The organism is Paenibacillus sp. G2S3, from assembly GCF_030123105.1.
Taxonomy (GTDB): Bacteria; Bacillota; Bacilli; order Paenibacillales; family Paenibacillaceae; genus Paenibacillus_AQ.
On the sequence record NZ_CP126095.1, the window covers coordinates 4,883,813 to 4,905,887 of the forward strand.

At 44.6% G+C, this 22,075-nt stretch carries 21 protein-coding genes and 1 riboswitch; of the genes, 4 read left to right on the plus strand and 17 right to left on the minus strand.

The genetic code is table 11. The features are described from left to right. Positions 1-51 precede the first annotated feature (51 nt). From metE to QNH28_RS21560, 9 genes are all read right to left on the minus strand, one after another. Positions 52-2,352 (minus strand): 5-methyltetrahydropteroyltriglutamate--homocysteine S-methyltransferase, encoded by a 2,301-nt coding sequence (metE, locus tag QNH28_RS21520; protein ID WP_481858334.1) that lies wholly within the window; start codon positions 2,350-2,352, stop codon positions 52-54. A gap of 154 nt (positions 2,353-2,506) precedes the next feature. Beyond that, positions 2,507-2,712, minus strand: a riboswitch (cobalamin riboswitch). A gap of 193 nt (positions 2,713-2,905) precedes the next feature. After that, entirely contained in the window at positions 2,906-3,766 is an 861-nt protein-coding gene (locus tag QNH28_RS21525; protein ID WP_283908470.1) for an undecaprenyl-diphosphate phosphatase, read from the minus strand. A gap of 50 nt (positions 3,767-3,816) precedes the next feature. Further along, positions 3,817-4,440, minus strand: a complete 624-nt coding sequence (locus QNH28_RS21530; RefSeq protein ID WP_283908471.1) for a DedA family protein — start codon at positions 4,438-4,440, stop codon at positions 3,817-3,819. 17 nt (positions 4,441-4,457) lie between these two features. Further along, positions 4,458-6,407, minus strand: coding sequence for an ABC transporter permease (locus tag QNH28_RS21535; RefSeq protein ID WP_283908472.1), 1,950 nt, complete (start codon positions 6,405-6,407; stop codon positions 4,458-4,460). Then, positions 6,382-7,152, minus strand: a complete 771-nt coding sequence (locus tag QNH28_RS21540; RefSeq protein ID WP_283908473.1) for an ABC transporter ATP-binding protein — start codon at positions 7,150-7,152, stop codon at positions 6,382-6,384. The genes QNH28_RS21535 and QNH28_RS21540 overlap by 26 nt, the downstream gene beginning before the upstream one ends. 85 nt (positions 7,153-7,237) lie before the next feature. Then, entirely contained in the window at positions 7,238-8,236 is a 999-nt protein-coding gene (locus tag QNH28_RS21545; RefSeq protein WP_283908474.1) for a sensor histidine kinase, read from the minus strand. Next, complete coding sequence (locus tag QNH28_RS21550) at positions 8,233-8,934, minus strand: response regulator transcription factor (RefSeq protein WP_283908475.1); 702 nt, start codon at positions 8,932-8,934, stop codon at positions 8,233-8,235. The genes QNH28_RS21545 and QNH28_RS21550 overlap by 4 nt, the downstream gene beginning before the upstream one ends. 288 nt (positions 8,935-9,222) lie before the next feature. After that, a complete protein-coding gene (locus tag QNH28_RS21555; RefSeq protein ID WP_283908476.1) occupies positions 9,223-9,693 on the minus strand; it encodes an NlpC/P60 family protein in 471 nt (156 codons plus the stop codon). 683 nt (positions 9,694-10,376) lie between these two features. After that, the gene (locus tag QNH28_RS21560; protein WP_283908477.1) at positions 10,377-10,565 is read right to left on the minus strand and encodes a YitT family protein; all 189 of its coding nucleotides are present in this window, start codon (positions 10,563-10,565) and stop codon (positions 10,377-10,379) included. A gap of 105 nt (positions 10,566-10,670) precedes the next feature. Between QNH28_RS21560 and trhO the strand changes: the two genes are divergently transcribed. After that, entirely contained in the window at positions 10,671-11,567 is an 897-nt protein-coding gene (gene trhO / locus QNH28_RS21565) for an oxygen-dependent tRNA uridine(34) hydroxylase TrhO (protein WP_283908478.1), read from the plus strand. Between the two features lie 270 nt (positions 11,568-11,837). Here the strand turns inward: trhO and QNH28_RS21570 are convergent, their stop codons facing one another. From QNH28_RS21570 to QNH28_RS21590, 5 genes are all read right to left on the minus strand, one after another. Continuing rightward, the gene (locus tag QNH28_RS21570) at positions 11,838-12,509 is read right to left on the minus strand and encodes a YitT family protein (RefSeq protein WP_283908479.1); all 672 of its coding nucleotides are present in this window, start codon (positions 12,507-12,509) and stop codon (positions 11,838-11,840) included. A 317-nt stretch (positions 12,510-12,826) separates the two neighbouring features. Then, the gene (locus QNH28_RS21575) at positions 12,827-13,327 is read right to left on the minus strand and encodes a Crp/Fnr family transcriptional regulator (protein ID WP_283908480.1); all 501 of its coding nucleotides are present in this window, start codon (positions 13,325-13,327) and stop codon (positions 12,827-12,829) included. 175 nt (positions 13,328-13,502) lie between these two features. After that, positions 13,503-15,431: a PTS fructose transporter subunit IIABC gene (locus QNH28_RS21580; RefSeq protein ID WP_283908481.1), complete on the minus strand. Its 1,929-nt coding sequence runs from the start codon at positions 15,429-15,431 to the stop codon at positions 13,503-13,505. Positions 15,432-15,469: 38 nt separating this feature from the next. Beyond that, complete coding sequence (pfkB, locus tag QNH28_RS21585) at positions 15,470-16,381, minus strand: 1-phosphofructokinase (protein ID WP_283908482.1); 912 nt, start codon at positions 16,379-16,381, stop codon at positions 15,470-15,472. Positions 16,382-16,493: 112 nt separating this feature from the next. Then, positions 16,494-17,294, minus strand: a complete 801-nt coding sequence (locus tag QNH28_RS21590) for a DeoR/GlpR family DNA-binding transcription regulator (protein ID WP_349655005.1) — start codon at positions 17,292-17,294, stop codon at positions 16,494-16,496. A 282-nt stretch (positions 17,295-17,576) separates the two neighbouring features. Here QNH28_RS21590 and QNH28_RS21595 point away from each other — a divergent pair, with 282 nt between their 5' ends. Both QNH28_RS21595 and QNH28_RS21600 read left to right on the plus strand, forming a co-directional pair. Beyond that, positions 17,577-17,879, plus strand: a complete 303-nt coding sequence (locus QNH28_RS21595) for a hypothetical protein (RefSeq protein ID WP_283908484.1) — start codon at positions 17,577-17,579, stop codon at positions 17,877-17,879. 200 nt (positions 17,880-18,079) lie between these two features. After that, a complete protein-coding gene (locus tag QNH28_RS21600; protein WP_283908485.1) occupies positions 18,080-19,189 on the plus strand; it encodes an AI-2E family transporter in 1,110 nt (369 codons plus the stop codon). A gap of 95 nt (positions 19,190-19,284) precedes the next feature. Here QNH28_RS21600 and QNH28_RS21605 read toward each other — a convergent pair whose 3' ends face one another. The 3 genes from QNH28_RS21605 to rnhA are packed head-to-tail and all read right to left on the minus strand — an operon-like array spanning position 19,285 to position 21,096. After that, the gene (locus QNH28_RS21605) at positions 19,285-19,689 is read right to left on the minus strand and encodes a hypothetical protein (RefSeq protein WP_283908486.1); all 405 of its coding nucleotides are present in this window, start codon (positions 19,687-19,689) and stop codon (positions 19,285-19,287) included. Positions 19,690-19,720: 31 nt separating this feature from the next. Continuing rightward, positions 19,721-20,389, minus strand: coding sequence for a uracil-DNA glycosylase (gene ung, locus QNH28_RS21610; RefSeq protein WP_283908487.1), 669 nt, complete (start codon positions 20,387-20,389; stop codon positions 19,721-19,723). A 44-nt stretch (positions 20,390-20,433) separates the two neighbouring features. Next, on the minus strand, positions 20,434-21,096 hold the full coding sequence (rnhA, locus tag QNH28_RS21615; protein WP_283908488.1) for a ribonuclease H: 663 nt from the start codon (positions 21,094-21,096) through the stop codon (positions 20,434-20,436). Positions 21,097-21,462: 366 nt separating this feature from the next. On the opposite strand from rnhA, the gene QNH28_RS21620 reads away from it, so the two are divergent. Then, positions 21,463-22,035, plus strand: a complete 573-nt coding sequence (locus QNH28_RS21620) for a hypothetical protein (RefSeq protein ID WP_283908489.1) — start codon at positions 21,463-21,465, stop codon at positions 22,033-22,035. Positions 22,036-22,075: the final 40 nt, after the last annotated feature.

Here is a 22,075-nt window from a genome sequence, read left to right on the forward strand (position 1 = left end):
AAAAAGCCAGGGAGAAATTCCCCGGCTTTAATTTATTGTATAACTCTTATGCTATTTAGAGGCACTAACTCCTGCCTTTTCTCTTGCAATAGCAGCAGCTTTTACCATGTTACGAAGAGCATCTTCTGTCTCCTGCCAGCCACGTGTCTTAAGACCGCAATCCGGATTAATCCAGAACTGTTCCGGATCCAGCACCCGCAGCGCACGATCAATATTAGCTGTCATTTCTTCTACAGCAGGAACCCGTGGACTATGGATGTCATATACACCAAGACCGATTCCTTTATCATACTCCTGCTCCTCAAAGCTAACGATCAGTTCCCCATGGCTACGTGAAGTCTCAATAGAGATAACATCCGCATCCATCGCTGAAATAGAGTCTATCATGTCATTAAACTCGCTATAACACATGTGGGTATGAATTTGTGTCGTAGCCTTTACATGATTCGTCGCGATACGGAACGACTTCACCGCCCAATTCAAGTATGCCTCATGATCTTCAGCCTTCAAAGGAAGTCCTTCACGGATAGCCGGTTCATCTACTTGAATCATCTCTATGCCTGCATCCTCCAACGCTTTAACTTCATGACGGAGCGCTAAGGCAATTTGATTCGCTACTGCTTCCCGACTAAGATCATCACGTACGAAAGACCAATTGAGAATCGTAACCGGACCAGTCAACATGCCTTTAACAGGAAGGGAAGTTAACGACTGAGCATAGACGCTTTCTTTTACAGTCATAGGTTCAATAAAAGCTATATCCGCATAAATAACTGGTGGCTTAACGCAGCGTGATCCGTAGGATTGAACCCAGCCATTACTAGTAAATAAGTAACCATCCAGCTTCTCCCCGAAGAACTCCACCATATCGGTTCTTTCGAACTCACCGTGCACGAGTACATCCAGACCCAGCTTTTCTTGGAAGGTGATTGCATCTGCAATCTGCTCACGAACGAACCCGTCGTAACGCTCTTGATTCCATACGCCTTTACGCCATTTCAACCTTGCCTGGCGCACTTCTACGGTCTGTGGAAAGCTTCCGATTGTTGTTGTTGGCAGAAGTGGCAGCTGCCACTTCTCCTGCTGCACCTTTAGGCGCTCAGCAAAAGGTAGGCTACGTTGGTCTGGTAAATCTGTAAGTCCGAGAACTTGCTCGGCCACATCCTTACGACCACGTTCAGGAAGTGCACGGAAGGCAGTAAGGGCTTCACGACTGGCTGTCAACGCAGCAGCAGCTTCTGCTGTACCCTCTAAGGCTGCAGCAAGCAGTCCAAGCTCTCTAAGCTTCTCATCAGCAAAAGCTAAAGCAGCCTTAACGGTGGCCTTCAGCTTCACCTCACCCTGAACAGTAACCGGAACATGCAGCAAACTGCAAGAAGGCTGTAGAATAATACGGTTATGCGGTACATGTGCACTCAGCTTCTCGATCAGCTGCAGCTTAGCGTCCAGATCCGAGCGCCAGATGTTGCGTCCGTCAATAATACCCGCTCCCAGCCATTTATCCTCAGGCCAGCCAAGACGTTCAATCGATGCCAGATTTGTTCCACCATCATGGACAAAATCAAGACCTAAACCCTGTACAGGAAGCTTAAGCAGTTCTTCCAGCGGTTCAGCAGCTTCAAAGTAAGTTTGCAGAATAATATTTAAGCCTGGCACGGAGTCAGCAATTTCAGTGTATATCGAGTTAAGTAATGATAATTCTGATTCATTTATTCCTGTAACAATCGCCGGTTCATCAATCTGTACCCAGCCTACTCCTTCTTGCTTCAATTCCTGCAACAGCTGAACGTAAACCGGAAGAAACCGAGCAGCAATCTTCGCAATATCCGCAGATGCAAAACCTTTTGACAGCTTAAGGAAGGTATAAAGGCCTAAAACCACAGGTTTACCCTCAATTCCCGCTTGGGACTTGGCAAAACGATAAGCTTCCAGTGGTTTATTCTCGGTCAGACGCGGCGTTTGTGCACCGATCTCTGGAACGATGTAATGATAGTTCGTATTGAACCATTTAGTCATCTCGCAAGCGGTAGCCTCAGCATTTCCTCTAGCCATCGCAAAATAAAGATCAAGCCCAATGTCGCCACCATCATACGCATAACGTGGAGGTACGATCCCGAACATTACAGCTGTATCTAGCACATGATCGTAGAATGTAAAATCGTTTACCGGAATTAAATCAATTCCTGCCTCCTGCTGAGTCTTCAAATGCTGAAGCTGAATTCCTGCCATTTCAGTACGGAACTCTTCCTCATTTATTTTTCCCGCCCAGAAGGCTTCCAACGTTTTCTTCCACTCGCGGTTTTTTCCGATTCTTGGGTAACCAAGATTACTTACTTTTACTTTGTTCGTCACTTTGCAGCTCCCCTTCTCCATCATCTTATTTTGGACTCGATATCACTTGCATTCCTATAAAAAAGAGCGCCCTTCCCTAAAAAAGTCAAAGGGAAAGACGCCCATAATATACCTATGGTTAACGTCTAACACCTTCCTATCCTCCGTAGGTGAAGCAGTGCTGTTGAAACAGGCAGGTCTCCTGGCTAGCGGTGTCAGCATCCTTAGCAGTCTTCCCAGCAGTAGTAAATTGCCAGTGACATATGTTGCTATGGACTCTTCCGTTACAGTGGCGGGACCGCATCGGCTTCGAACCGAATTTCCCTATTAAGCCTACCGAATTACTAATTCCCGGCAAGCACCTGTCTCCGATATTATCAAGCTAAAACGCCTTCGGCGTCCTTTTAAGGACGGTAAGCGTTTATGCGAGAATTATAAAGATAAAGTGAAACTTTTACTTTATCCTTATAATTAATAAAGTGAGTGTCTTAATCTGATGTCATCATACGTGAAAGCCCCCATCATCTGCAATAGATTACGGGGGCTTCTGTTATATCGATTCCTTATAACGGATTTAGAAAAATACGAAATATACTACAGCAGCAAGTATTATCCGGTATATAGCAAATGGTAAAAGCTTAATCCGGTTGATCAATTTCAGGAAGAAACGCATCGATAATAGCGCAAACACAAAGGCACTGATAAAGCCTGCGATGAAGAACGGCAGGGCATCGATGGTGAAGTATTCCCAGTTCTTCATCAGGGAGAGTAGACTGGCCCCTGCCATGATTGGAACAGCCATGATAAACGTGAAATCAGCAGCAGCCCGGTGACTCATACCAAGGAGGACACCACCAGAAATCGTCGACCCGGACCGTGAAAATCCCGGCCATAACGAGAAGCATTGGACAAGACCAACACCTAGCGCCTGCTTGTATGTAATCTGATCGACACTCTCTGTTTGAATCTTCTTTGGTCCGAACAGATCCGCAATAATCATTAATACAGCACCAACTACTAGACCGATTAACACGGTGGATGTAGAGAATAAATGCTCATCAATATAATCATTAAACAGAACGCCCAGCACACCTGCTGGCACTAAACCTACAAGCACCTGCGTAAGCTTAAGGTGGCCGCCTTTTTCAAGCTGTGGTTGTTCCTCGGTTACAGGGTCTAACTGCTTGCGACTGAAACGCTTTAAGCCCAACAGTTCAAAGAATCGATTTCTAAAAATAACAACAACCGCTAAGATTGACCCTAGCTGTATAACCACTTTGAACGTATTGGCCGTATATTGCCCAAATAACTCTGTCGATTTCAACCACATATCATCAACAATAATCATATGACCTGTGGAGGATACCGGAGCAAATTCGGTCAACCCTTCAACAATTCCCAAAATAATAGCTTTAATAATCGTTAATAGCTCCATTTGTTCTCCTCCTTTTTAATCATAACTTTTATCTATAAGTTCTCCTCAGCTCAACCCTCGGTGTTCATTTTCCGGCTGCGCTTGCGGAAGTACAGATACCCAAGGATAACTAATCCCACTGCCAGAAGCACGTACACTACGTTGGAGTACATATCCATATACATGGCAATGTCTTCCCAGGATTCACCCAATGCCGCGCCTATAAGCACAAGCAGCAGATTCCACCCCAGTGTACCAATCGTTGTGAAGAGCATAAACACTCCAAATTTCATACCCGACATCCCTGCCGGGATCGAAATCAGACTTCGCACCAATGGAACCATCCGACAAAATAATACGGTCCAATAGCCATATTTGTCAAACCAAGCGTCAGCCTTGTGGATGTCTTTTTTGCTAATTCGGAGTAGACCGCCCCAGCGTTCAACGATCTTTTCCAAGCGACTTACATCCAACAAACGACCGATATAATAGAGAATCACTGCACCGAGCAGTGAGCCAAGCGTAGCAGCAATGATTACACCAGGAATGGTCAAATTCGTTGTGGTTGTCATGAATCCGCCAAAAGGGAGAATCACTTCAGAAGGAATCGGTGGAAATATATTTTCAAAAGCGAGCATCAGGAAAATACCAAAGTAACCAAACTGCTCCATAAAATCTGTAATCCATGCTTGCATTTCGTAACCCCCATTATTTAGATCAAGTTCTTCTTCAAGTTGCGTAAATAACGGCTGCGAATAAAAAAGAAGTAAAGCCCCTGGACAGCCAGATATCCCAATAATACCGCCCCGGTCTCCACAGCAATTGATAAGTAGAACAACCGCTGAAGCGCAATAAAGGCAAACACACTATGCAAAATGGCCACCCCAACCGGCACAAAAAATAACAAAGACAATTGAATCGTTACAATTCGGTTTAGCTCCTGATCTGTAAGTCCCATTTTGGACAATGTAGAATATTGAAGACGATCATGATCTAGATCTGTATACAACCGGAAGTAAAGGAAGCTGCCGGCTGCAATGAAAAAGACAGTACCCACCAATAAAGAAGCGAACAGCATCGTATTGTACAGTGTTCTCTGTATTTCAAACAGCGTGCCGCTAACAACAATCGCGTATGGCGAGTTACTTTCATAAGACCTTTTGCCTTTATGGGCAAGATCTGCCGCTATCCCTACCGTTCGCGGAAAGTCATCCATATAAAATCCTGTATACAAATCGGTCTGTACGGGATCAATAGCCTTGTAAAGCTCATCGCTAATCACAACACCACTGAAATCTCCCCCATCCCTTCCATCCAGCTCCGGCAATAGATATTCGGCAATCGGAACATGCTGGGTATAACCCGTTTCTTGAATGGAAAGACCTTGCTTCAAGGTGTATACCGGCTTTAGTCTACCCGCTTGCAGACTCCGGTCTCGTTGCGAACCGATCATCACCAGACCTTCATCTCCACTAAGAGGGTGCTCATCCGTCGTAAACCCTGCACGAAGCAAAGCAAGCTTATAATCACTGTAAGCAATCAAAGGAAGCCTTAACGTGCGATCTGGCCCGGTCTGAGATTCTACCTCTGCGTATTTGATCGGAATGCTAAGTGTCTCATAGGGTAAACCGAGCATTGTAAGCTCTTCCTTAATTTCGTCCAAATGCTGATCAAAAGGTACCGCCGACTGATTGCCTTTAGCTACATAACCAACAGCTGCGGGATAGTCCAATTTCAGCTCTCTAGAAAGCGTATGGATCGATGCGAATACCCCCACTGAAGTAAAAGATACTGCGGATACAATCGTCACCATAAAGAACATTCGGGCATTTTCTTTCCAGCGGTAGGATAAACCCGATAAAGTAATGATATTGGTATGGTTCCAATACAGGCGCCGGATCGTCTTAAGTAGTTTAACAGTGTAAATACTCAGCTGAGTATAAAAGAGATAGGTACCCGCTACCGTAATCACAACGACGGGGAACATCACCTTTTCAACCGAAGCCGCTTGTGCTGTAGCTGCCATATAATAGCCCGTTAGCAGCAATAAAGCAGATAGTATAGATAACACTAAGGAAACTTTAGGCTCCTCTTCTGCTTTTCGTTCTCCCTGAAACAGCCGCATCAAAGATTCATTCCCAATAAAGAAGAACGTGCTCAGCGAGATTAGAATAAATAACAGCGCAAAGCTGCATATCGTAAGTACAAGCGCCTGCCATGGAAGATGAAACGTTAAAAGAGGTATTCCTAGAAAAGTAGATCCAATCATCAAAAACAGCTTGCCAAGAATTAACCCTAATAAAGTACCTGTCAGGATGGCAGAGGTGCCGATCATCATATTTTCCAAAAAAACCATCGTGTTGAGCTGGCGCTTCGTCATTCCATGCATCAATAAAATCCCAAACTCCATCTTACGAGACTGTAGGAACGATCCGACCGATACGAGAACAAACAAGGAGCAAAACACATAAATAATGGCTTCTGCCGCCATCATCGTATGAGCTGCCGTACTGTACACCAAGCTTTTAGAGATATCCGGATGGTAAATAAACAAAGCGCACACAAAAAAGATCATCACTGAAAAAGCACTGACGACAAAATAAGCCGCATATTTACGCTTGTTACGTGTAACATTCCTATAAGCGAATTGCCGAAAGGTCATGGCTAGTTCCCCCAAGCAGAGACAACATATCAATAATACTTTGGAAGAAAGCGCCTCTACTGCTCCCCCTGTACATTTCACTATAGAAACGTCCGTCTTTAATAAAGATGACTCGGTTACAAAAGCTCGCGGCCACTGCATCATGTGTGACCATCAGCACCGTTGCCCCTTCTTCCTTATTCACCTCTGTCAGCATATTCATGACTTCACCTGAAGCTTTGGAATCCAGATTCCCTGTAGGCTCATCTGCTAAAATCAGAGCAGGACGATGAATCATCGCGCGGGCGATGGCAGTCCGCTGCATTTGTCCACCAGAAATCTCGTATGTCCGTTTTTGCAGCAAATGCTCAATGTCCAGCATACTTGCTACTTCTTTCAACCTGCTCTCCATTTCCGTTACATGGACACCAGCAAGTGTGAGAGGCAGTACAATATTCTCCTCTACAGTGAGCGTATCCAGTAGATTGAAATGCTGAAAGACGAAACCGAGCTCATGACGGCGAAAGAGTGCCTTTTCTTTTCTGCTAAGCAGATTGGGATCTCGCTCGTTGATCAGAATCTGACCGGAGGTCGGCTGGTCGATGGTGGCGATCGTGTTGAGCAGCGTTGTTTTTCCACTCCCCGAAGGACCCATGATGCCAACGAACTCCCCCTTTTCAACAGAAAAGCGGATATGATTCAATGCCTGAGTGGACACTTTACCCTCATATATTTTTGATAAATTATGAACATCTAGAATGGGCAAGTGTTACCTCTCCTTCTTTCGACTGGATTGCCTTCATTATACAAAGTGTCTACTCAGGCTGCCATTTCTCTAACTTACAATGACCTTACATATTTGTAAGGTAGAACTCCCTAAACACTATCCGCACGGTCGTGCCCTTACCTTCTTCTGAGCAAATGCTCACCTCGTGACCCAGCTTGCCGCAGATCTGTTTCACAAGATATAAACCCATCCCCGTGGATTCTTGAAAGGTTCGTCCATTCACACCTGTAAAATAAGGATCAAACACACGCGGCAGATCACCTGCTGGTATGCCAACTCCTTCATCTCGTATCTCCAGTACAGCTCTTTTTTCCTCTTGTATGTACCCATGAAAATATACATGCTTGCCGACTTCCGTCGTATAACGGATTGCATTCGTAATGATCTGCGTAAGCACAAAACTTAGCCACTTTTCGTCTGTGGTTACGGCAATTCGCTCATCTATTTTAATAGTAGGAAATATTCGGTTACGTATGAACAGACGCTTCTGCTCTGAGGTCACGCCACGTACGAGGGTTTCCAACTCCAAACGTTCCACGTAAAAATCATGCTCAAAAGTATCTAGCCGAGCCGTATAAAGTACGGTGTCCAGTCCTTTTTTCAGACGATCGAGTTCATCTCCTATCGCCGTAAAAGGCGGTCCGTCCTTATCTTGAATCATTAAATGGATGACAGACAATGGTGTCTTCATCCCATGTACCCACTGATTAATAAAGTGAATATGTTCTTCCAGCTTGTGGCGGTAGCTATGTAAATCATTTTTGTAGAGTCGGAATTGTGACCCTAGTAGACCTCGCAAACTCACGGCAAGTGGAGAATCCTGTGAAGGGCCACCCGCTTCATCTAGAGAGGAAGGTACAGTTTCCAGTCGTTCATAGAACGTACGATTGCTGATATACCGATAAGCGAGGTAGCCAAGCAGCAGACAGGTACTGAGAAGAGCAGCGTACAGACTTACGCTCACACCACTGCCCCCATCCAGCCGATATACTAGTGTGATCAAGATGAGCTGTGCTAGATAGATAACAATTAAAGGGATCTGCTCCCTTAAAAATAGCTTCACTCCTCATCCCCCCAATTCGGAATCAAGCGATAGCCTTGACCTCGAACGGTTTGTAGACCGTCCGTAATCTCAAGAGCGGCAAGCTTTTTACGCACACGAGTGACATAGACATTAAGTGTATTCTCATCCACGAAGGCTTGATCATCCCAGATTTTTTCGAGCAGTCTGTCGCGGGTAACGATAGTTCCCGACTTTTGCATCAGCTCATCTAGAATCTTGGCTTCTGTGTGACTTAAGTCCACTTTGGTTTCTCCTCTAGTAAGGATTAGTCGCTCCACATCCAGCGTCATTCCGGCAACGGTCAGGGTTCGCTCATTGTTGCTTCCCGCATAGGTACCGTATGCGCGTCGTAGCTGGCTTTTGATTTTAGCCATCGCAATTTCGTAATCAAAAGGCTTCGTAATATAATCGTCAGCCCCGTTCTCTAGCGCCATCACCTGATCCATTTTGCCGTCACGGGCAGATATAAAAAGGATAGGGCAGGTAGAAATGCCTCGAATCTGGCGACACCAGTAATACCCATCGTATTTTGGCAAATTAACATCTAATAGAACCAGGTGCGGAGCGAACGTCTCAAACTGAGCACGAACCCGCTCGAAATCATTCACAGCCTGTGTCTCATATCCAAACTTATGTAAATAATCCTGTAGCAGAGCCACCAGTCCACGGTCATCTTCTATAATAAATATTTTGAACATATCATGCCTCCGGTCAGAGCCTTAACAATATAGGGGCTTGCCAAATAATATATACATCGTGGACAGGGTTAGTCAAATTGTGAGGGGGAATGTGAGACAGTTCTGCGAGCGTATGTGAGGCAGATCGGCGAGCGTAGACAGTGCAAAAAGAACCCTTGATACTCCCTATTGAAGGGTTCAGGGTTCTTAGGTATTTAAAAGGAACTGATTGCTCAGCAGCTAAGTTCTAGAGACTTCTATTTAAGTAACTCTATAATGTAGATTAGACCCACATAATGCAAATCACACCTACTGTTTCTTCTGCATCCCAGCGAGTACTCTCTGAACTGGCGCCCAGCCGATAAACTCAGGTTTCGTCCAACCAGGAGCAGCTTGCAGATGACCAATCTCTAAATAATGATCTATTCTGACTTTATCCCATGCATGAATCGCCTCACCATTCCCAAGGGCTAAGGCCACATGCCCCCAATGCTTCAGCTCTCCCTCTACCATGCCGGAGCAGGAATAAAAAACAAACGCGCCAGCTGGTGGATTACCAGTATTCTTGTGTGCTTCGTACAGATCAGCCGATTCTTGTGCATCGCTGCCTCCCCACATTTCGATTCCATTGCTTCTCTCATAAGCGTCTTCTACAAATGCTAGACAACGCAGTGGATAATCCTGCGAATCCAGCCGCTCCTTAGCCCAGGTTAATGCATTCTTAATTTCTTGGTCAAATTCATAATCTAATTTCAATTCCAGTTCCAATTCCAGTTCCAATAGACATTCCTCCAATGTGTTAAATAGTATTGGACTCATCATACCTGAACCAGCCTCTCATAAGCCGGTATTTAATGGTTATGAACTAAACTATGCCAAGCCTGCCCTTAGAAAAAAGACCCATGAATGAGCATAACCATTCATGGGTCCCACCATATAGTTAGTTGCAGATACATTAGCGGTAGACATCACAGAGTCGATAATATAAACGTCGAACGGCGATATCACATCGAACATAAGTAACCCATGTCATGTTGAAGTAAACTGAACTGGTACGAAGGCCGGTCGATTCAGCCCAATTCAGCTTTTCTACGGGATTTATACCGTTCTTTTGGCTGGATTCGCTCAATCCGAGCTTCTTTCACGCCATTTTAGATAATTCCTACAAATCTAGGGTATTTCTGCCCCTCTTTCGCTCCATTCAGGCTAATTCAAACAAAACAAGGGCATTTTTGCCCTTGTTTCCCTCCCTAATAAGCCAGCTCGCTAAAACCGCTCATTCTGTGCTTCGAATGTTGTACCCCTTAACCACGCACAAACTTATCTGCCGTCCAGCAGATTGTCGATCCCGCTAAGCACGCTTCCCTATGCTTTGCGTCCGCTGTTACCGGCAGCGTACAAAATGCGGTCAGCCATACGGCTAAATGGCAGCGACTGCTCAATTTTATAATCCACCGAAGACGTCATAGCGACAAGACAGCCGCTACGACTACCGCCATCACCGTATAACTTGTTTCTTTTGCAGGCATACAAAAGAGTGATATTGCCCTAACTTCTGCGTCCAACAGTTTGAATACTGTGCCTACCCTGGTTCCCTTCCATTCACTGATCAGCAGCGACAAAATATCGTCTCCACCACTTGTTTTAACCATTACCGATTCAAGAGTATCTTTTTCAAGTCCTGATAATATGTTACAATACTTTTTATACTTAAACGTTTATTTAGTAGTCTAATTCTAATGATAAAGGTGAAAAGAATGAAACCACAATCGGAATATGCAATTCTGCTATACTATAAATTTGTAAACGTGCCGGATGCAGAACTATTCGCCCAGGAGCATTTGGCTTATTGCAAAGAGCTTGACGTAAAAGGACGAATTCTCATCTCAGATGAAGGCATTAACGGGACACTATCTGGTACGATTGCCCAAACCGAGCAATACATGAAGGATTTGCGCGCAAATCCGCTGTTTAGCGATATCGTCTTCAAGATCGATGAGGCCGATGGTCATGCCTTCAAAAAGATCTTTGTTCGTTATAAAAAGGAACTTGTGACCTTCCGGGTCGAGGATGAACTGGACCCTAACGTGATCACCGGAGAGCATCTGGCGCCTAAAGATTTCTATGAGATGATGCAGCGCGATGATGTGGTGATACTAGATGGTCGTACCGGCTACGAATACGATCTTGGTCATTTCCGCGGTTCCATCCGCCCCGAAGTAGACAGCTTCAAAGAATTCCCGGACTGGATTCGCGAGAATATGAGCGAGCTTAAGGATAGACCAATCCTGACCTACTGTACAGGCGGAATCCGCTGCGAGAAATTAAGCGGGTTTATGATGAAGGAAGGTTTTGGGCAGGTGTACCAGCTGGATGGCGGCATTGTGACTTATGGTAAAGACCCTGAGGTACAGGGCCAACTGTTTGATGGAAAATGTTATGTCTTCGATGAGCGGATCTCCGTACAGATTAATCATACCGACGAGGATATCGTTGTTGGTCGTTGCCATCACTGCGGTCAGCCAGCTGACAAATTCATCAACTGCGCCAATGATGCTTGCCATCTTCAGCATATTTGCTGTGAGGACTGCGAAAAGGAGCATAGTGGTCATTGCTCAGACGAATGCGCCGCTATCACGAATGCCGCAGGCTAAACAAAAGGACAAGGTTGTCTATATGTCCCTACAAGATTCAAAGGCGGACACAAGAGTTATAGGTTAACTAAAAGGTGGCGCACAGGATTTTCACTGTGCGCCACCTTTTAGTATGGATGAAGCGTCTGAGGCCTTGATTTACACTGGCAACGCCTGATGTCTGCAACTCTATAAATTACTTCTCATATCCAACAAAAAAAAGTCAACCAGAAATTCTGGCTGACCTTAATTATAGTATATCCCCGAAATAAGCTGTTTATACAGCCTTATTCACATTACCGTACCATCATGTGGTTTTCGCAGCGTAGACTGAATCTTTGGCGCCTTCACTAACTTCGGTTTGCCTAAAGAGGTTGTAAAAGTGATCACATAGCCAGCTACGACTACCGCCATCACGGTATACATCGTTTCTTTAACAGGCATATAAAAGAGTGATAACGCCAGAACGATTACGTCCAACATGATGAATACTGTACCTACTTTGATTCCCTTCCATTCACTGATCAGCAGCGACAAAATATCGTCTCCACCACTTGCGCCGCCGCTTCGCAGAATAATTCCCGCGCCTAAACCTGTCAGTACGCCAGACAAAAGGGCTGCTAATGCCAAGTTGCCCTGCAAGTTGATGACCAAACCGGAATAACGTTCCATGAGTCCGTAAAAGATTGTAAAAGCTCCTACAGAAACAAAGGTGTTGCACACGAACGCTTTCCCTTTGAACATCCATGCAATCAAGAGTACTGGAACGTCTAGAAGCAGAGTTGAAATTGAAGGTGAAATTCCTAATACGTATTTGCCAAGCAGCGATAATCCTACGAATCCGCCCTCTGACAAATGATTCTGAAAATTAATGTGATAATAAGTAAATGCAAGCAAAAATGTTCCAAACAAAATGACTGTCAACCGGAGCAGTATATTCACTCCGTAATTGTGGTTCCTCATACAGGTCTCCCCTTATCGTATATGGCGGCTAAACGTCCCACCAACCTCTACGACGGGTAAAACCGGAGGTATTGCTCCTTCGCATATATATACTCCTTCCCCTCGCAGAGGCGGTTCGTCGAGTAACAACGGTTCACGCACCTTCTACAGGGAAGCTAAGTATAAGACAGATCATAACGTTTCCAAATCGTCCTTTGGGGAATCGTCCTTCGGGGACACATGGTATCCTGATCCTTTCTCTAATTTAATAAGTTCTGAATACATTATACCACGGAGATCCCCCACTCTAAACAGTTAGCTATAAAAATAGGCAGGAATCACTCCACGGTACGCAACAAACGATTGATTGTTTCACGTCTCACACCGATCAATTGTCCAATTTCTTCCTGTGTCAAAAGCTCTGTTAGCGCTGCGCCATGAGAGTAGTCATTGAACCAACGGGTTAACAGTTCCATACGTTCTGCGGGTGTTCCAACAGTAAGGTGATCTAGCCGAGTCTGCATAAACCGTACCTTCTCCTGAAGAAGGATGGCGATTTCCATCGCTCGACCTGGCTCATCACGTACCTGTTGATACCATTCCGCTGAAGGGACCGCCTCCACCTCGCTCTTCATCATCGCAACCGCTGTTCCATGCGCCTCCTTTGGCGAAATGAGTGAATGATGGGGAACCATCTCACCGGGATACAAGATGTTGAAGAGCACCATGTTCCCATTCTCATGAAGCCTTGTTACCTTGAACAGCCCACTTTTCACCTTGTATAAGAATTCGCAGCTGTCCCCTTGACGGAACAAGACCTCCCCCTTATGCAGTATCATCTCGCTCGCTCCTTTGCCCTCTGGTTATATATATTTTCAATTATACAAAAATAAACCTCAATGAAGGAGATTATTCTCGCAAGCGTTGAGGGCATACATGGTCAAAATTCAAACAAAAAACTGCCGGACACCAGAATAAGCATCTGGCACCCAGCAGTTCAAATTATTTATTTTATTACTTTGCCTCAAGAGGTTTCTTCCATAATCCGAGCATTAATCCAGAAATAACAGATCCGATCAGAACGGCCAAAAGGAACAATAACGCATGGCTCGAAAGCGCGGCTACGAAGATCCCACCATGCGGCGCTGGAACGTTGATATTCCACAGCTGTGTAAGACCACCAGCTACAGCTGAACCTAGGATACAAGAGGTTAGAACACGCAGTGGATCGGCAGCGGCGAATGGAATCGCCCCTTCTGTAATGAACGACAAGCCCAGTACATAGTTAGTTAACCCAGATTTGCGTTCTGATTCTGTGAATTTATTCTTGAAGAAGGTAGTAGCAAGGGCTATTGCGAGTGGAGGAACCATACCGCCTGCCATTACAGCCGCCATCATGAATCCGTTAGTATTTCCACTGGTAGTGAATACCCCGATGGCAAAAGTGTAGGCCGCTTTATTGAAAGGGCCCCCCATATCAATGGCCATCATTCCACCGAGTACGAGACCCAGAATCACTGCATTAACGGTTCCTAGGTCATTAAGCCAATTAATGAGACCTACGTTCATCCAGCTAAAGATCGGATCGAACAGGTAGTACATCAATCCCCCGGTAATCAAAAGACCGAATACCGGATATAACAGAATCGGCTTTAGTCCGTCGAGCGTTTTCGGCAGACCTGCAAATACTTTGCGCAAACCGATAACAACATAACCAGCCAAGAAACCTGCAGCCAGACCGCCGAGGAATCCAGCATTGGAATTCAAGGCCATGTATCCGCCAACCATACCTGGCATTAGGGCTGGACGATCCCCAATACTAATCGCAATAAATCCAGCAAGAATAGGAATTAGGAAATGGAAGGCCCCATCGCCGCCACCAATCGTCTGCAGCAACTGGAATAGAGGGTGATTCTCTCCAGCGACTTGTTCGATCAAGAAGGAAATCGCCAGCAAAATACCACCGCCGACTACAAACGGCAGCATGTGGGAGATACCGTTCATCAAGTCCTTATATATTTTACTACCGATACTGCCAGACTTCTCATTTGACTCTCCGTCATTGCCGCTGCGACCTTCATTATGGTAGATGGGTGCATCGCCGTTCATAGCTTTGCGAATGAGCTCTTCCGATTTGCGAATACCGTCACTAACCGGTCTTTGCAGCACTGGCTTACCATCGAAACGAGCCATTTCCACTTGTTTATCTGCTGCGACAATTACGCCACTTGCTCGACGAATCTCATCGGGTGTTAATACATTTTTAGCACCCTCTGAACCATTCGTCTCTACACGGATATTGACTCCCATTTCAAGAGCCTTCTTCTTAAGTGCATCTTCAGCCATAAAGGTATGCGCAATTCCAGTAGGACAAGCAGTAACAGCTACGACGAATGCTTGGGAATCTGGGTTGCCGACGATCAGCTTTTCAGGCTCTGACTTCGCGACAGTTTCAGCAGCTTCGTTCTCTTTCTCCTTAGCTTCCCCTTCCGCTTGCTTGGCATCGAACAAAGCAGCTACCTCATCTGGCGTTCGGGTATTCATCAGCTGTTCAATGAATTCGCTATCGATCAACAGTCTGGACAGCGAGGCCAAAGTACGAAGATGCATGTTGCCCGCTCCTTCAGGGGCGGCAATCATAAAGAAGATCCGAGCCGGCTCATCATCTAACGATTCAAATTCCACGCCCGTCGCACTCTTAGCAAACACAACCGTCGCTTCATTTACCGCTTTAGTCTTGGCATGAGGCATTGCGATACCGCCACCAATCCCAGTACTGGACTGCTCTTCACGCTTCAGAATCATCTCTTTAAATAGAACAGGATCATTAATTCGACCACTAGCGGCGAGACTTGCAATCAATTCATCAATTGCGCCTTCTTTAGTGGTTGCTTTTAAATCCATAATCATTGTATCTTTTATCATCAAATCCGTAATTTTCATGTCTTTCAACTCCCTTGAGTACTTTGAATGCTGTTTGCTTACACTTCTGAGATGTCGATCAGCGGTCTAAGTTTCTCGATGAATTCTCTATTTGCCAAGTCATCAGAGAACGCGGTTGCGCTGCCCGAGGCGACTCCTGCACGGAAAGCCTCCATTAAATCTCCAGTCAAGGACAGTGTGCCAACGAATCCGGCGATCATAGAATCCCCTGCGCCTACAGAATTCTTTACTGTTCCTTTGGGAGCATTGGCGTGATATACCCCCTGATCCGTAATGAACAAGGCACCTTCACCAGCCATTGAAACTAACACATGCTTCGCGCCAGCTTCGAGTAGCTTGCGACCATAAGTAATAATTTCTTCCTTAGTCTGTATCGTCACGCCGAATAGCTCTGCAAGCTCATGATGATTAGGCTTAACGAGCAACGGCTGATGTGGGAGTGCCTTTTCCAGAGCTGAACCTGTAGTATCAATGACGAATTCGGCCCCTCTCTGCTTGCAAACAGATATCAACCTGTCATAGAAATCAGCACCCAGTGATGGGGGAACACTTCCGGACAAAATCACAATATCCCCTCCATTCAGAGCAGACATTTTCTGTAATAATGCCTCTGCCTCCGTATCTCGGATGATGGGTCCTGCACCGTTAATCTCCGTTTCCTCTCCATGCTTAAGCTTGATGTTAATTCGGGTATCATCAGAAACAAATACGAAATCACTTGAAATCGATTCTTTCTGCAGCCATTCCTCAATATATCTCCCGGTGAATCCACCAAGGAAGCCTATAGCCTTATTCTGAACTTCAAGCTGATTTAACACGCGTGATACGTTAATCCCTTTACCGCCGGGAAGCTTCAAATCACGTTTCATCCGGTTCAAGTTACCTAGTCTCAAATCTTCAACTTCCACGATGTAATCAATGGAAGGATTAAGTGTTACTGTATAGATCATAATTATCCCTCAATTATTTTGGTTTTCTAAGCCATAGATTACCGCCAAAACATGCGGCAAATGTAATTTCTCCAAACGATCTTGCGATGATTCCTCACCCTTCAAATTAAGGTCATACCAGTGAGACATCAACGCCCATTTGCGTGAGCTCACGAATGAACTTGTCAGATGCACCAGCATCAATAATGCAGTGATCCATTTCCATCACATCGGCAACCTTGCAGAAGGATACCTGACCCAGCTTGCTATGATCAGCCAGCAGAATCACTTGCTTCGCAACCGAGATCATCTTGCGCTTAGTCGCAGCTTCAAGCATATTTGGTGTTGTGATGCCATCTCGCAAATCCAATCCGTTGGTTGCAAGAAACGTTTTATCCACCCGCACCATGTCTAATGAACGTTCAGTCATCGGTCCTACAAAGGCCAACGTATCCGGTCGCAACATACCGCCTGTAATCGAGACTTCAATATTGCGACAATCCCGCAGTTCATTAAGCGCCATGATCGAATTCGTAATAACCTTGATATTAGAAAAAGTCTTCAGCTCTCTGGCGATCTGCAGAGTTGTCGTTCCAGCATCCAGCAAAATAGCGTCGCCTTCCTGAATCATCTCTACAGCCTTGCGTGCAATCCTCTGCTTCTCATCCAACAAGCGATCTTCCTTATCTGGATAGGTCGCCTCAAAGTTGACACTCTGCAGTGAAACAGCCCCGCCATGCGTTCGTTTCAACAGCTTAGCTTCTTCAAGCTCCTTCAGGTCACGGCGCACAGTAGACTCGGATACACCCAGTTCCTGACTTAGCTCTTGGACCGAAGCTCTTGAATTCTTTTCTACAAAAAGCACGATTCTTTGTTTTCTCTCTTCCTCAAACAACATCGTGGTTCGCTCCTTTAAGGTACAGCGTTTTGTCATCTATTAAATACGCTTATCTTTGGAATTTCTTGACCATGATTTGATTAAATATGACTGATGTTGATCATTTGTGCTCGTTTATGATTTTAACAGCGTTTTCATCATCTGTAAAGCGCTTTATCATTAAAAATAACACTTCGACAGATTGTAATAACTGGAAGCTTTTCAGCTTTTCTTAAAGGTGAAACTGCCCCTTTAGAAAATTACTTACCAATTGCCTATCTCATCACGGGTGTTTAAAACATATTAATACTACATATAGGAAAAAGTGGGTGATCAGAAATGGCTAACGGAAGAAATAACGGAAGAAACAACAAAAAAAACAACAGTAAAGGCAATACGAATAATAATGGAAATAGTAATGGAAATGACAATGGGAATGTTACTAGCCGTGAGGAAACAGCAGAATTAAGCGCTGAAGATTATGAGATCATTGCTGCCGGACTGGCCACTTTAGGTGAATTTTTCGCCTTTTTATCTCTCGTCAAAGCAAGACAAGTTACGAAGGAAAGCGGAGGCGAGATTGAAGTGCCAGAAATATTCACCCTATCCACGAAGAAATCTTCTAAGAGGAAGTTAAGATAATTCACGAAGCCCCCGAGTGATTGAAATGATGATGTTTAGGGCATGAGTTGTGAACCTTTTACTTGGCGTAGCCTTCGTCATATGGTCATCCTCTACGGATATTCCAGAAATTACTTATAAGGGAGTAATCCAATCTTTTGAATCAAGACCTGTGAATTAGGGTTATTAAACTACATAGATTGTTATTTTAAACTTGGGGGATGTTCCTATTGCAACAACAGAAGTATTTTCGGACAAGTCTTGCTATTATCGCTTTTTTACTTATTTTGTACTTAGGCTCCAAAGTAATGTTTCTATTCGCACCACTGGCTGCCATTTTCAGATTATTACTCGTTCCCATGGTACTATCAGGTTTCATGTACTACCTGTTACGACCTTTAGTAAGGCTTCTTGAGAAAAGAAAATTAAACCGGGCATTCTCCATCCTGCTCATTTATTTCCTGTTCGCGGGGTTATTCGTTCTTTTTTGGATTTTAGTCTGGCCAACGTTGCAAGAACAAATTCAGAATTTTATTGATAATACTCCTTACCTTGTTCAGGGACTACAGGATCAGTTCAATGCATTAAAGGAAAATCCGACACTGTCACGCTTTTTTACAGGAGAATCGGACATTGCCGCTCGTCTATCAGAATATCTTAGTGATGCTATTACCTGGGTGACTAACTCGATGTCTAATTTGATCGGCGTAGTTTCGAGTATTGTTATTCTAATCGCTACCTTGCCCATCATTCTGTACTACATGCTGAAGGATGACTATAAACTGTCACCAAAACTACAGGGCTTAATCCCTAGAAAGTACCGTAAGGAAGGAAAAGAGATGTTTGGAGATATCGACAGTGCGCTCAGCAGTTTCATCGTCACGCGTGTGGTGCTAAACGTCGTACTCGGTATTATGTTGTATATCGGTTTCCTTATCATCGGACTGCCCTACTCACTGCTGCTCGCAGTAATTTCTGTACCGCTCAATTTCATTCCTTATGTAGGTTCTTTTCTTGCGGGAGTACCAGTAGTTATTGTTGGATTCATTGAGTCACCTACGATGGCCATCTGGTCCCTGGTCGTCATCTTCATTGCACAGCAAATTCAGGATAATGTGCTCTCCCCGATCATTTACGGAAAATCATTAGATGTTCATCCACTGACCACTGTCATTCTTGTTCTTATAGGTGGGGATTTCTACGGTATTATTGGCGTGCTTATTGCGCTGCCCGTCTATATGATTGCCAAAATTATTTTTCTGCGAGTGTATGAAATTATTGTTGCAGATCGAGAAGAAGAATCTGAGCCGCTCAAGAATGAGAATCTATAGCACTTACGAACTGAATGCAGTTTTATAAATAAAAAAAGGTGCCGTCTCCAATTGGAGACGCACCTTTTTGTTTTTCTTTTATAGGGTTACTGAAATTAACCCCGTAAAGAACGAACCACAAATATGTGATTGCCTTTCATAAGGTTCTGTCCATCTTGTAGTGTAACTGAACCTTTCGTATGCGAAACGATGGTCGTATTCAGAGCAATCAATCGATCCTCTTTCCAAACGCTTACCGCCGATTTAAAATACACTGCATTATCAAATTGCTGCCGTTCCCTCATCACATAACCCACAGAATGCAAGACTGGAGGCAGTGCTCTTTCTCTAGGAGCCAAAGCCTTGATGACCACAATATCCTGAAACGGCACAGCGATTTCCTGATGACCGATAACCGCTACAGAAGCGGAAAGATCCCATTTGCGCAAAATGCCCTTCATGATTGTGTAAGGTTCGTCGCCGCAGTACATGATAACCGGTTTACCAACCCAATGCTTCATAGCTCCCTCCTCCTTCCCAACATCCCATTAGCTATAAGTCCGAAATGAACCAATCGATCCCTTTCATTCCCTTCGACTCCAAAAACTGATTGACCTTCGAAAAAGGACGACTGCCAAAGAATCCACGATATGACGAGAGCGGACTCGGGTGTGGAGACTGAATAACCTCATGTCGACTTTGGTCTATGAAGGCGCCTTTTTTTTGTGAATGACTTCCCCATAAAATAAAAACCATCGGTGTAGTTCTTTCATTTAACTTCTTCATTATGGTGTCAGTAAATGTCTCCCAGCCTAGACCTTTATGAGAATTCGCTTCTCCCTCACGTACCGTTAGTACCGAGTTGAGCATAAGCACTCCTTGTTCTGCCCATTTCATTAAGTAGCCGTGGTTTGGAATCGGTGCACCTATATCCTCCATTAACTCCGTATAAATATTACGAAGAGAAGGGGGTATACGCACCCCCGGATTTACCGAGAAGCTCAAACCATGAGCTTGCCCCGCTCCATGGTAAGGGTCCTGTCCCAAAATAACAACCCGTGTCTCACTATAAGGTGTATGCTTTAACGCCGTGAACAGTAATTCTTTTGGCGGATAGACTGTATGTTCCTTATATTCATTTTCCAGATTAGCCATTAGCTCCAGAAAATAGGGCTTTTGCATTTCATCCTGTAATATCTCATCCCAATCGTTGCCGAACATCCCCAATTCTCCTCCTCTAGCCGAAACCCAGAACCTTACTGTACCTATTTCCGACCATAATCTGCTTTGATCTCGCCCCACTCTTTGGTCTGCCACTTAAGTACCTTATTGTCATATGTATTGGTTTGCAACCAACGTTCTGCCCGATCAATAAGCACCCATATTTCCTCTGTTGAAGCATCACGTGGCAAGGTTGTAGCAACCTTTTTCTGTTTTACCCACTTCATTGCATTCACAGAGTCACTGTAGACCGTTTTAGTGCTTCCTTCTTTCTTCAGGAGCGCCAAGGCATGCACAATCGCTAAAAACTCACCTAGATTATTAGTGCCCTTCTTAATCGGACCACAAGAGAAAATAATATCGCCCGTTTGTGTATCCACGCCTTTGTATTCGACTGGACCCGGATTTCCACGCGTACCTACATCCACAGAAATGCTGTTGTAATCGATCTCCGCTGAGGTCTCCACTGTAGCGCTTCGTTTAAAAGAACTTGTCCCTTTAGTCTTAGCCGCACCTGATGCCGATGCCCCAGTTCCCCAATTACCTTTCCAACCTGCTGTATAAGCCGCATCTGCCGCCGCTTTAGATTCATACGATTTATATTTGGCTCCGGTATAGTGATCGGTCTGCGCCTGGCATTCTGCCCAAGTGCTGTAGACTCCCGGCTGCTTGCCTTCCCATACTACATAATATTTCTGTTTAGCCATTGGTACAGCTCCTTTTTTCACCTTAACTTATTGTAATCCAAAATGCTGCTTCATCAAAAGAAGAATGTTATTTTCCGTAAATTTCTTCGAATAATTCATTTTTTCCAGGTCATACTATACGCCAGAGATGTCCAGGCCTATATTACCATTTGTAGAATGATCGGTAAATATTATTGTGTCCACAAGCAGAAACGGCTTCAGCGTACCTCAAGGACGGTAAGCGTTTGTGTGAGAAATATAAGGATAATGTATGGCGCGAAAATTATACTTTCTTATATTTTATGAAATACAGCACATTAATAGGAACTAATCAGTCTATATTAAGCACGAAGGATATCAGTACAATTACTCAGGGAGGTTATACAGATGAGAAAGATAGCAAGCGTAGCCGCAGTATTTGCAATTGTGCTATTGGTCGGATGCGGAAACTCAACCAATAACAACGCTAACGTCACCCCCACCGCCACAACTACACCTGGTAACACCAATAATGCTGGCAACACTAATAACACCACAGATGCTGTAACCTCAGCGTCGGTAGTGGACAATGAAGAGGCCTTTAAAAAGGCTATCAGTGCAGAAGGTACTTGGATTGCTGCTACACTGAAAGACTTGACCTTCACAGAGGATCTCGTGCTGGACGGACAATTTACGAATAAAGATGAACCCGCTCGTAAAATTGCTCTCTACACACAAGATGCAGATCACAATATCACCAACTCCTTTAAACTAACTGCACCTAAACTTACAATCAAAAGTAAAAACGCTCGTATTCAAGGCGGTACATTTATTGGTGATGTATACGTAGAAGCGGATGGCTTCAGCTTAGTAAATGCAACGGTTGAAGGGAATGTTTACTTCGCAGATGCTAAGTATCAATCCACCTTCGATACCTCGGATCAAGGAAAAGTAACGGGTGTAACAGAAGTGAAAAAATAAGCAAAAAGGTGCTCTCAAGTCGATAAGACCTGAGAACACC